The organism is Mycolicibacterium septicum DSM 44393, assembly GCF_000455325.1.
GTDB classification, from domain to species: domain Bacteria; phylum Actinomycetota; class Actinomycetes; order Mycobacteriales; family Mycobacteriaceae; genus Mycobacterium; species Mycobacterium septicum.
Map to the genome: position 1 here is coordinate 389806 of NZ_HG322951.1, position 11657 is coordinate 401462.

The 11657-nt window shown below is 66.0% G+C and carries 10 protein-coding genes; 3 read left to right on the top strand and 7 right to left on the bottom strand.

The genetic code is table 11. The features are described from left to right. Positions 1-366 precede the first annotated feature (366 nt). From TX88_RS01925 to rpsF, 5 genes are all read right to left on the bottom strand, one after another. Entirely contained in the window at positions 367-3441 is a 3075-nt protein-coding gene (locus TX88_RS01925; protein WP_044514246.1) for a replicative DNA helicase, read from the bottom strand. A gap of 498 nt (positions 3442-3939) precedes the next feature. After that, positions 3940-4395, bottom strand: coding sequence for a 50S ribosomal protein L9 (rplI, locus tag TX88_RS01930; RefSeq protein ID WP_044514249.1), 456 nt, complete (start codon positions 4393-4395; stop codon positions 3940-3942). Between the two features lie 11 nt (positions 4396-4406). Further along, the gene (rpsR, locus tag TX88_RS01935) at positions 4407-4667 is read right to left on the bottom strand and encodes a 30S ribosomal protein S18 (protein ID WP_029109238.1); all 261 of its coding nucleotides are present in this window, start codon (positions 4665-4667) and stop codon (positions 4407-4409) included. Positions 4668-4703: 36 nt separating this feature from the next. Then, positions 4704-5210, bottom strand: a complete 507-nt coding sequence (locus TX88_RS01940) for a single-stranded DNA-binding protein (RefSeq protein WP_044514252.1) — start codon at positions 5208-5210, stop codon at positions 4704-4706. Positions 5211-5279: 69 nt separating this feature from the next. Next, the gene (gene rpsF, locus TX88_RS01945) at positions 5280-5570 is read right to left on the bottom strand and encodes a 30S ribosomal protein S6 (RefSeq protein ID WP_003884149.1); all 291 of its coding nucleotides are present in this window, start codon (positions 5568-5570) and stop codon (positions 5280-5282) included. A 158-nt stretch (positions 5571-5728) separates the two neighbouring features. Here rpsF and TX88_RS01950 point away from each other — a divergent pair, with 158 nt between their 5' ends. The 3 genes from TX88_RS01950 to TX88_RS32670 all read left to right on the top strand — a co-directional run bounded on the left by TX88_RS01950 (position 5729) and on the right by TX88_RS32670 (position 7678). Beyond that, complete coding sequence (locus tag TX88_RS01950) at positions 5729-6421, top strand: hypothetical protein (protein ID WP_162563062.1); 693 nt, start codon at positions 5729-5731, stop codon at positions 6419-6421. Between the two features lie 66 nt (positions 6422-6487). Next, a complete protein-coding gene (locus TX88_RS01955) occupies positions 6488-7081 on the top strand; it encodes a hypothetical protein (protein ID WP_049924816.1) in 594 nt (197 codons plus the stop codon). Between the two features lie 21 nt (positions 7082-7102). Further along, positions 7103-7678 (top strand): NfeD family protein, encoded by a 576-nt coding sequence (locus TX88_RS32670; protein ID WP_049924817.1) that lies wholly within the window; start codon positions 7103-7105, stop codon positions 7676-7678. 12 nt (positions 7679-7690) lie between these two features. Here the strand turns inward: TX88_RS32670 and TX88_RS01965 are convergent, their stop codons facing one another. Together TX88_RS01965 and TX88_RS01970 are read right to left on the bottom strand one after the other, a co-directional pair. Beyond that, positions 7691-9316: a glycosyltransferase family 87 protein gene (locus TX88_RS01965; protein WP_044514256.1), complete on the bottom strand. Its 1626-nt coding sequence runs from the start codon at positions 9314-9316 to the stop codon at positions 7691-7693. Then, positions 9313-11657, bottom strand: a 2345-nt coding sequence (locus TX88_RS01970; RefSeq protein WP_409365840.1) for a transglycosylase domain-containing protein, incomplete at its 5' end; no start/stop codon positions are given. The genes TX88_RS01970 and TX88_RS01965, both read right to left, overlap by 4 nt.

Consider the following 11657-nt stretch of genomic DNA (forward strand, 5'->3'; position numbering starts at 1 on the left):
CAGTCGCGGCAATGGGCGCCCCACTTCTTGCCGTCAGATGATCTCCGCAGTGAGAGGGCGCGGGCAGACAAGAGGGAGATTATTGACTAATTTTTCAGGCAGTGTGGGGATCGTCTCGTGACCGACACCGCGCAGCGCGCGTACCCGCTGGCACCGGCCTCAACCCTGTGGCGGACGCCTTGCTGGATGGACTTCGCGAGCGGTGCCTGATGGCGCGTCCTGGCCCGCCAAAGTCTGTGGGCCCAACCTCCGATGAGGCCAAAGCCGACTACGCCGGGAACGCGATCAGCGCGTTCGAGCCCTTGTTGACGGTCGCAGTGCCGGGCAGGCCTGTGCGCGAGTGAGCGTGCCGATTGATGAGGTGAACTAGCGCGCCATATTCGTAAAGCGTGAGAAGTGAAGCTGGTGCGCCACAGTGATATTCGCGGTCGGGCCGTTACGGTGCTTGCCCAGGATGATGTCGGCTTCACCACCACGCGGATCTTCACGGTCGATCGCGTCGGGGCGGTGCAGCAGCAGGACCATGTCGGCATCCTGTTCAAGGCTGTTGTGAGCCGTGATTCCCTGCGCCACAAAGTTGCTCGTGCCCGGGACAGTTCCGTCGTACACGTCATGGTCACCGATACTGGTGATCTCGACTATCTCGTCCCAGAACACATCGTTGCGGGCCAGGTCGTGCAGTTCGACATCCTTGAGTACAGCAGCCGCCCGATGCAGTCGTGACCTGCTCGGCGCGTGCTTCCACATGGTCGAACCGCAGAACTTGGTGCCCATCGCTGCGGCGAACTGCCGGTGCGTAATCCCCTCACGCACCAATGCTGACTTCACTTGCTGCCAAACTTCTTTCGGCACCGTATCGAGATTCGGATTGCGGATGGCACCGTCAAGATGCGTCAACACCTCACGCGCCTTGGCGCCGCGCTCACCGTGCACACCGACGTGCGCCAAGAATCGATGCTGGTTGTCCCCGCCGTAGATGAGCACATGCCAGCAGTCGCGGTAACCCACCTTCTTCGCACGCTTGATCCGCGCGTACACACCGACCCGCAACAACAACTGGGTCACATCATCGGCGAGCTGCCGGCTCGTCGTGGCGTAGTAGATGCGCGCCTGCCCCGCCGTGGCATCCCACCGCACCGAGCCATCCGTCGCCCACAGGTGATGCAGGAACAACGCCACCTGATCGTTGGGGAGCGCGAAAACCTCTTTGGGAACGAACTTCTCGTAGCTACGCTTGCCGAACAGCCCCAGCTTGTCGAGCCACGCGGCAATCGGATTGCGCTTGCCGTGCGTCAACCGGTGGGGCGCCGGTAGCCGCAGCGTCGTGACGCGGGCCGCCGGGTACTCATCGCGCACGGCGGTCACTCCGAAGTGCAGCGCCGAGATCTCGACCTCGAGCAGGTTCGCCTTGTCGACGCTGGCGTACCGGATCGGTTGGCGCTTCACGCACGAGCCATCACCGATCATGTGCGCCAGCAAGATCACCTCGGAGTCGTGCATCCGCTCGGTCTGCACCGGCTCGGGCACACGCCGCGGCGTCGCCAACCGATCTCCGACCGCCAACTCACCCAACGGAACCCAGCCGTCCAACGTCATGAAGGGGTGGTTGGCGGTGGCCTCCACCTCTCGCCCCGACGCCATGCGCAGCGTGAAGACTTCCTTGCGTCCACTCGGGAACACGTTGGTCATCGGGCGCGCGACCATGTTCTTGTGCTCGTCGAGCGACCACACCAGCGGGCGCTCCCCCGTGGCCAACAGCTCACCGAACGTCACCTCGGCACCGTTGTCGGCGCGCAGGATTCGGGTGTTCGCCGTCATGCAGCCGGATTCACGTAGGTCCGAGACCTGCGGACGCTTGTCGGTGCGCTGCTCCGGACCACGGTTCAGCTGGCTGATCGCGATCACCGGCACTTCAAGCTCTTTGGCCATCAGCTTGAGGCTTCGGGAGAAGTCCGAGACTTCCTGCTGACGCGACTCGTACTTCTTGCCCGAGCTCATCAGCTGCATGTAGTCGACGACCACGAGCTTCAGATCCGCCTTCTGGGCCAGCCGGCGGCCCTTAGCCCGGATCTCCATCATGGTCAGGTTCGGTGAGTCGTCGATGTAGAGCGGGGCCTCACTGATCTCGCTCATCCGGCGGGCCAGCTTGGTCCAGTCATCATCGCTCATCCGGCCCGAACGCATATCGGCCAGTTTGATTTTGGCCTCGGCCGAGAGGAGTCGCATGACGATCTCGGACTTGCTCATTTCCAGCGAGAAGATAACGCTGGCCATCCGGTGCTTGATCGAGCAGGACCGCATGAAATCCAGGCCGAGCGTTGAGTTGTGCGTCGGCACCATGGCAGGGCCCGCCAGGTACAGATGCGCGGCGTTGTCGACCTCGACACAACGCACCGGCACGCTGGGCAGTCGCCGAACCGCTGCCACCTGGCTCACCGGCGTCAGCACTGCGGCTCCGCCGCGAGAGGTCGGTGCGGCGATGGTGTGCAGACCCGGCCGCAGCTGCGTGGTGGTGCGGACGCCGTCGCCTGTCGGCCACTGATGCTGAGCATCGGCGACAATCACTGTGCCATCGGAGAATTCGACCTCGAAACACGGGCGATCGAGCATGACCTCGGTGGCGGCCACAACCCGCGTCGGTTCACCATCGGCGCCGATGAGGTGGTCGCCTACCGCAACGTCACCCATCGTGGTCCAGCCACTTGGAGTTGGCAGTGGGGTATCGAGCGCGAGCGCCTTCCCGACGCCAGGTCTGGCCGCGATGATGACCATCTGCCCGGGGTGCAGGCCGTTGGTGATCTCGTCGAATTCGGTGAACCCGGTCGGCACACCGCGCGAGATACCGCCCTGCGAGGCGATCGCGTCGATCTCGTCCATCGTGGGCTGCAGCAGGTCTTCGAGCGCGACGAAGTCCTCCGAGGCGCGGCGCTCGGTCACGTCGTAGATCTCGGCCTGCGCCCGGTCCACCACGTCGGTGACATCGGCGCCGTCGGCCCCGGCGTAGCCGTACTGGACCACCCGGGTCCCCGCCTCCACCAACCGGCGCAACAGGGCCTTCTCGGCGACGATGCCGGCATAGAAACCAGCGTTGGCCGCGGTGGGCACCGTGGAGATCAGGGTGTGCAGATAGGGGGCACCACCGATGCGGCGCAACAGGCTGCGGCGATCGAGTTCAGCGGCGACGGTGACGGCGTCGGCCGGTTCACCCCGGCCGTAGAGATCCAGGATCGCGTCGTACACGTTCTGGTGTGCCGGCCGGTAGAAGTCTCCGGGGCGCAGCCGCTCCAGCACATCGGCGATCGCATCCTTGCTCAACAGCATGCCGCCGAGGACCGCCTGCTCGGCCGCCATGTCCTGCGGCGGCTGCCGGCCGAAGTCCTCCCCAGGCGGAGGGCCATCCATCTCCGAATCCGGATGCCCCAGGTCGTCCACCACCGCCACGGACTCCCCACCCCTTCCGAGACCCGCCTCACAACAGGCTCGAACGTTTATTCGAATCGGTACTGCAACTGTAAAACAGGGCTCCGACAAAGAAGCTTCGTGGCGCTGCGACGCATCACGCTAGACGTTGCTGGCGCCTCCCGAAACCACCCCTGTTAATCAAGCTGTGGATGGCATGTGGATAGGTCTCGGTCGCAGTGTTGAGCCTCTGGGGAGAACCTGTGGATCATTCCCGAGCAATCTATAGTTTTCCCAGGTCAGAGTGCCATAGAGGTTGTCAGTGATTGTGTATGGGAAGTTCTTCGGCGTGTCGTGCCGGGTTGCCATCCCGGGCGTGTTGTGTTGCGCCCAGGGACCTGGCGGGTTAACACCGAGTTAGCTTCGCTGTCCAGAGTTTTCCGCAACGCGTTCGCCAGAGACACAGCAAACGCCCGGGTGGAAACCTCTGCAGGCTCCCACCCGGGCGATTGAGTGCTGGCGGAATTGCTCCGCTACGGATTACTCCGCGACGACGTTCAGCGACACCTTGGCTTCCACCCCGGTGTGCAGCTTCACGGTGATCGGATGCGTGCCGACCGACTTGATGTGCGCCTTGGGCAGCTGCACGGTGCGCTTGTCCAAGTTGGGGCCGCCGGCCTTCTTGATCACGGCCACGACATCAGCCGCGGTGACCGAGCCGAACAGCTTGCCCGTGTCGGCAGCGGCCTGAACCGGCAGCGACACCTCGCCCAGACCCTCCAGCGCGGTCTTGAGCTCGTTGGCGTGCTCGACGCCACGGATGGACTTGGCATCGCGCGCCCGACGGATCTCGTCGGCCTGGCGCTCGGCACCGCGGGAGGCCACGATGGCCAGCCCGCGGGGCAGCAGGTAGTTACGGCCGTAGCCGTCCTTGACCTCGACGGCGTCGCCCGCGACGCCCAGGTGTTCCACCTCAGCGGTGAGAATCAGCTTCATTGGTGTATCTCCTACCGCGTCGACGAGCCGAACGGCAGCAGAGCCACCTCGCGGGCATTCTTCACCGCGATGGCGACATCGCGCTGGTGCTGGACACAGTTGCCGGTCACCCGGCGGGCACGGATCTTGCCGCGCTCGCTGATGTAGGTGCGCAGCAGCGCAGTGTCCTTGTAGTCGATGATCTGCCCCTTACCCTTCTTGGAGCAGAACACGCACTTGCGAGTCTTGACCGGCTTTTCCGGTGCCGGCCGTCGCTTTGTGGACTTGGCCATTGGTTATCTCTTCCTTGCAAAAATTTTCGTTGTTGATCAGAACGGCGGCTCGTCGTCGGCCCCGCTGAAGGAGCCGGACGCCGGTGCACTGCCCCACGGATCGTCCTTGGGCTCGGCCTGGCGCGAACCACCGCCGCCACCACCGCCGAAGCCGCCGCCACCACCGCCACCGCCACTGCGGCTGGCCTTGTTGACCTTGGCCGTGGCGTAGCGCAGGGACGGACCGATCTCGTCGACCTCGACCTCGACAACGGTGCGCTTCTCACCCTCACGGGTTTCGAACGAACGCTGCTTGAGCCGGCCGGTGACGATCACCCGCGAACCCCGGGTGAGGCTCTCGGCCACGTTCTCGGCCGCCTCACGCCAGATGTTGCACCGCAGGAACAGCGCCTCGCCGTCCTTCCACTCGTTGCTCTGCCGATCGAACATTCGCGGCGTCGAGGCAACGGTGAAGTTGGCGACAGCTGCGCCAGACGGAGTGAAACGCAGTTCCGGGTCAGCAGTCAGGTTTCCGACAACTGTGATGGTGGTGTCACCAGCCACGAGATCCTCCTGGGATAGGCATGTCCGTTTGCGCGAAGCCTACGTAGCCCCGCCGACGACTGACAGCCTTTAGTGCTTGTCGGTCCGCATCACCTTGGTCCGCAGCACGGACTCGTTCAGGTTGAGCTGACGGTCGAGCTCGGACACGGTGGCCGGTTCAGCCTTGACGTCGACAACGGCATAGATGCCCTCGGCGTGCTTGGCAATCTCGTAGGCCAGCCGGCGGCGTCCCCAGATGTCGACCTTGTCGACAGAACCGCCATCCTTGCGGACGACGTTCAGGAACGTCTCCAACGATGGAGCTACGGTGCGCTCGTCAAGTGTGGGGTCGAGAATGACCATGATTTCGTATGGACGCATTAGAACCTCATCACCTCCTCTGGTCGTGTACGGCCACGGCGGATTCCGTGGCAGGAGGGTCGCCTGCGTCGGCAACCGGCCCAGGCTACCCGAAACCGTCCTGATCTGCGAAATCCGTATAGGGTTGGCTGGTCAATCTTCGAGGATCGGGGGGATCTGTGACCTATCCCAGTGGGCCATACGGTCAGGGGTTTCCCGAACAACCCGGTTACGGTCAGCAACCGGGGTATCCGCAGCAGCCCGGGTACGGGCAGCAGCCCGGCTACCAGCCACAACCCGGCTACCCAGCACAGTCCGGCCATCCACAGCCTTGGTACCCGGGCGCCTACCAGCCGTACGGGTCGGCGCCGGTGCCCTCCACCTCGCCGAGCGGGGGTACCGCCATCACCACCGCAGTCCTGGCCGGGCTCGGCGCACTGGCGACCCTCGGCGGGGGCATCCTCGGGCTGATCGGACTCGCCGCACTGAACAGCGACTCGACCTACTCCACCTCGGACGTCCTCTCGGGCGGGGCGTACGCGCTGCTGGTCATCGTGATGCTGGTGAACATCGTCTCCGGACTGTTGTTGCTACCCGGGACCGTGATGTTGTTGCAACGCAAGATGATCGGCCGTTGGCTGATCGTCGGCGGGTGCGCCCTGACCATTTTGAACAGCCTCCTCAGCCTCGGGCTCAGCGCCGCGGTGACGGCCCGCTACGAGTCCTACGGCGGCGGCAGCGCGTTCGAGTTCCTGAGTCTCGTGTTCCCGATCGCGACGCTCGTACTGGCCCTGCTGCCGTCGACGACCGCGTGGATCAAAGCGAGGCCGAATCCGGTTGCACCCCAGTTCTACCCGCCCTATCCGGGCTGAGCTGACACCGGCTGATCTGCGAATGCCTCTGTGCGGACCCGCCAATCACCCAGGATCGGAGCAGCAGTGACCTCTCCTCGCGGACCCCAGGGCCCGGAGTATCCCGGCGAGCCCAGTTATCCGGAGCAGCTCGGCCATCAACAGCCCGAGTACCCGCTGGGCGACACCCCACCGGATGCACCGCAGCCCGAGGCGGCGGTGTCGCCGAGCCGGGTCACGGCGATCCTCACAGCCGTCCTGGCCGGGCTCGGCGCCGCGATGACCCTCGGCAACGGAATCGTCGGGCTGATCGGACTTGCCGCGCTGGCCGGCGACGCGGGCCTGCGGACGTTGGCCTTGAGGTCCCCCGGCGTGCTCACCCTGACGGTCCTCGCGACCCTGCTCAGCGTGGTGTGCGGACTCCTGCTCTTGGCCGGCACGGTGACGCTGCTGCAGCGCAAGATGATCGGCCGCAGGCTCATTGTCAGCGGCTGTGTGCTGATCGTCCTGGGCAGCCTCATCAGCCTGGGGCTCAGCCTCGGCGCGGCAGCCCGCTACGGCGCCCCCGGCACCAGCGGGCTCGCAGTCCTGAGTCTCGTGCTGCCGATCGCCACGCTCGTGCTGGCCGTGCTGCCGTCGACCGCGGCCTGGATCCAGGCGAAGCCGAATCCCGCGCTCTGATCGTGCCTTCGAGAGGGATGTATGAACTATCCGCACGGACCTCATGGGCAGGGGTTCCCCGGACAGCCGGTCTACGGCCGGCCGCCAAGCTATCCGCAACAACAACCGGGGTGGCCGCAGCACCCCGGCTATCCGCCGGGCGGTCCGAGCGGTGCCACGGGGATCATCGCCGGGCTCCTGGCACTGGTGGGCGGGTGGGTCGGTACCTGCTTCGCCGTGCTCTCGGTGATCATCATGATCATGGACGGTGAATTCGACGTCGCAGGTGCCATCTTCGGTCTGTTGGGCATCGCCTTCGGATTGGCGCTCTTCGTCGGAGCGATACTGCTGTTTCGGCGCAAGATGATCGGGCGCCGGCTCGTCGTGGGCGGGTGCGCCGTGGCCATCTTGTTCGGTATCGCCGCCATCGGCGACATGGTCATCGGCATCTCGGGCGATCCCAGCCGTGAGCCTGTCTCCATCGGCATCGCCGTCCTCGTGGGCATTGTCGTGCCCGTCCTCACGCTCGTGCTGGCCATGCTGCCGTCGACGACCGCGTGGATCCGGGCGAAGCGGAATGCGATTGCGCCCCAGTTCTACCCGCCCTATCCGGGCTGAGATCACGGGCGTCTACCGAGAACCGGCCAGCTCCGGCTCGGGGTCCGGCCTCGGCTCGATCCGGACACGGTCCGCCGAGGGACGCAACCAGTCCGGCAGCCAACGCGGCGGAGCGTCGGGCGCACGGTCGAACACCCCGCCGGTGGGGTCGTCGATGCGGCCGCCGTGCCGGACCAGATCGAGCTGCGGGCGGTAGATCTGGCGAATGACCAACGTACACAACACGATCACCGCAAGGTCGCGAACCAGCACCGTGGTGGTGAACCACTGCTCGGGCAGACCTTTGTTCTGTTCGCCGTACAGATAGAGCATGCGCGGCACCCAGACCAGGGCATCGATCGTCATCCACGCCAACAGGATTCGGCGGTGCGGCAGCGCCAGCACCGCCAGCGGCACCAGCCACAGCGAGAACTGCGGGCTCCACACCTTGTTGGTCAGCAGGAACGCGGCCACCACCAGGAATGCCAGTTGCGCCAACCGCGGCCGCTGCGGTGCGGTCAACGCGATGTAGCCGATCGCGATACAGCAGGCCGCGAACAACACCGCTGTGACGGTGTTGAGCACAGTCGGCGGCTGCCAGAAACCGAGCTCCGGATCGAAGCCCCGCCAGTCGCTGAACGACTTCACCACGTTGTAGAGCGAGTCCATGTCATCGCCGCGACGGGTATTGAGCCGGAAGAACTCTGACCATCCCCGTGGGAAGAGCACCATGATCGGCAGATTGATCAGCAACCACGTCACGACCGCGGTCAGCGCGGCCTTACCGACCTCGCGCAGGCGCCCGGTGCGCAGCCCGAGCAGCAGCAGCGGGACGAACAGCAGCAGCGGATACAGCTTGGCCGCCACGCCGATTCCGATCAGCGCCCCGGCCCACACCGGTTTTCGCCGGGCCCAGGCCAGCATCGCGCCCGCGGCGGCAGCGGTCGCCAGCGCGTCGAAATTGGTGAACACCTGGAAGATCACGATCGGCGAGCCCGCCACCAGCGCGGCATCCCACACCCGCCGGCCGGCCAATCGCGAGGTGGCCCAGACCGTGGCCAACCAGGCCAGTGCCAGGCCGAAAGCCGAGATGTTGAAGAACATCACCACTTCGGCGATGAGCGGCACCGACACCAGCTTGGTCACCGCGGTGTAGGTCTTGGCCAACGACATCGACACGTACTGGTAGAGCCCGGTGAGCACCGGATACTCCATGTAGCGGATCGCCGGACTGCCGTCGTACTGCATGCGCGGCTTGCCCGTCGCATCGTTCTCGACCCAGCTGGATTTGTAGGGAAACTTGCCCAGGTTCAACAACTCCGCGGTGTACAGCGGAACCGTGTCGGAGTAACACAGCTCGTAGTAGGCGCGGTTGTTCTCCCAGTTGGCCACCCGCTGGCCCGCGGTGCCGTGGCCGGTCGTCTGCAGACAAGCGGACTTGGTCGTGTAACCCAGCGCCAGGAACACCACGGCGATCACGAACATCACCCGCAGCGGGGTCATGAACCGCGTCCGGCCGATCAGTGCGTGACGGCCGACGGGTCCGCCCACGGTCTGCGACAGCGCCTCGCCCAGCCGGTCGTTGCGGCTGGGCAGGTCGCGGTCGTCGGCGCTCCGCTGGTCTTCTGCCAGCGGAGCCGGCGATACCCGGTCCGTCACGGAGGCGGCGGTGGCACCGGGACGCCCGGCCCGCCGGGCACGACGGGAGCTCCCGGCGGCGGGCCGATCGGCACGGTCGTCGGAGGCCCGATCGGGATCGTGATGCCCGGGGCCACTTCGATGGTCGGCTGAATCACGGTCTCCGACGGCATCACTGCGATGGGCGGGCCACCCGGCGTACCGGGAGCGGGCGGCGGCGGCGGTGCCTGCGGCACACCCGCATAGCCACCGATCTCGGTCGGCTTCGGGAACGTCTCGTTGTCGCTACCCTTCAGCGCACCGTCCATGGTGGATTTCCAGATGTCCGACGGCAGCCCGGATCCGTAGACCGGCCCACCCCCTGGCGTCTTCAACGGGTTCACCCCGTCGGAGGTACCCACCCAGACCGCGGTCGAAAGCGACGGCGTGTATCCGACCATCCAGGCGTCGCGGTTGTCGCCGGTGTCGCCGAGCTGGTTGGTGCCCGTCTTGGCGGCCGAGGCGCGTCCGCCGGCCAGGTTGTGCCCGCGCGACCAGCCGGCGATCGGCTGCATGGCGGCCGAGACGTTGTCGGCGACCGCCTTGTCGATCCGCTGTTCACCGTTGTCCTGGCTGGAGGCGTCGAACAACACCTGACCCGAGGAGTTCACGACCTTCTGCACGAAGTGCGGCTTGTGGTAGACGCCCGAGGCCGCCAGCGTGGCGTACGCCGAGGCCATGTCGATCACCCGGGACTGGTACTGCCCCAGCACCACACCATTGTTCGGCGGGCCGCCCTTGCCGTCCTCGGACAGCGTGTGCTCGACGCCGGGGAAACTCTCGGCCACGCCGGCATCGTGCGCGGCCTTGGCCACATCCTCGGGACCGTGCTCGAGCTTGAGCATCAGCCGGTAGTAGCTGGTGTTGAGCGACCGCTTGAGCGCCTCGGCGATCGAGCAGACCCCGCAGCCCTCACCCTCGACGTTGGTGATCTTGATGCCGTTCACCGTGACCGGACCGCTGTCGACCTGATAGCCCAGGCCGATGCCCTGTTGCAGGGCCGCGACGAGCGCGAACACCTTGAACGACGACCCGGTGGGCAACCCGGCCTGGGCGAAGTCGAAGCCGTTGGCATCCGATCCGCCGTAGTAGGCCTTGACCGCGCCGTCGCGTGGATCGACGGAGACCACCGCGGTCCGCATGTCGGGGTCCTGACCGTCCATGTACTTGGTCACCGCGTTCTCCGCGGCCTGCTGGGCCTGCGGGTCGATCGTGGTGGTGACCTGAAGGCCTTCGGTGTTCAGTGCCTGCTCACTGATGTCGAACAGATCGAGCAGTTCCTTCGTGACCTGCCGCTCGATCAGACCGTTGGGGCCGGTGGTCTGGTTCTGCTGTTGGGCCTGGTCCGGCGGCACCGTCGGCGGGAACACCAGCCCGGCACGTTCCTGGGCCGGCAGCGCGCCCATGTCGACCATGCCGTCGAGCACCCAGTTCCACCGCTCGGCGGCGCCTTCTGGATCGACCGCCGGGTCCAGCGTCGACGGCCTCTGGATCAGCGCGGCCATCAGCGCACCCTCGGCGACGTTGAGCTGTTCGACCGGCTTGTCGAAGTACGACTTGGCGGCCGCCGCGATTCCGTACGAGCCGCGGCCGAAGTAGATCATGTTCAGATACGCCTGCATCACAGCGTCTTTGGACCACTCGCTGGCCATCTTGGTCGAGATGACCAACTCCTTGGCCTTGCGGATCAAACCGCCGATGCCCGAGCGCTCGTCACCGACCAGCGCGTTCTTGACGTACTGCTGGGTGATGGTCGATCCGCCCTGCAGATCACCGCCGACCAGGTTGTTCTTGATCGCGCGCAACAGCGCGGTGAACGAGAAGCCCGGATTGGTATAGAAATCGCGGTCCTCCGCGGCCATCACCGCGTTGCGGACGTGCTCCGGGATCTTGTCGATGCCGACGTCCACCCGGTTGCCTTCGGGCGGCACGATCTTGGCGATCTCGCTGCCGTCGCTGGCCAGGATCGTCGACACCTGGTTGGTCCGGATATCGCCGGGCTGCGGGACGTCCACGATCATGTACGCCATACCGAACGTCACGAGCGGAAGCAGGATCATCGCCACCACCGCGGCGATCGACAGCCGCCGGACCAACTTCCAGTTGATGTGGAACTGCCGAGCCGGACCCGGCCCCGGTCCCGGCGGGCCCGATCCGCGGCCGCCTCCCGGCGGCGGGGGCGGAGATTTGGGTGGCTGCGGTTTCGGCGGCGGAGTGCCGTCCATCGCCGCCCTGACGACATCGAGCGGGGCAGGCCCGCCGTCACGCACCGGGGGCAGCACCGTGGTCAGCCGATCGTCGGGCGGCACCGCCGGACGACCCG

Bases quoted from the DNA above. Each gene is read 5' to 3' on its own strand.
- TX88_RS32670 (WP_049924817.1), top strand. From the start codon at position 7,103: ATGAACTATCCGCACGGACCTCATGGGCAGGGGTTCCCCGGACAGCCG.
- rplI (WP_044514249.1), bottom strand. From the start codon at position 4,395: ATGAAGCTGATTCTCACCGCTGAGGTGGAACACCTGGGCGTCGCGGGC.
- rpsR (WP_029109238.1), bottom strand. From the start codon at position 4,667: ATGGCCAAGTCCACAAAGCGACGGCCGGCACCGGAAAAGCCGGTCAAG.
- rpsF (WP_003884149.1), bottom strand. From the start codon at position 5,570: ATGCGTCCATACGAAATCATGGTCATTCTCGACCCCACACTTGACGAG.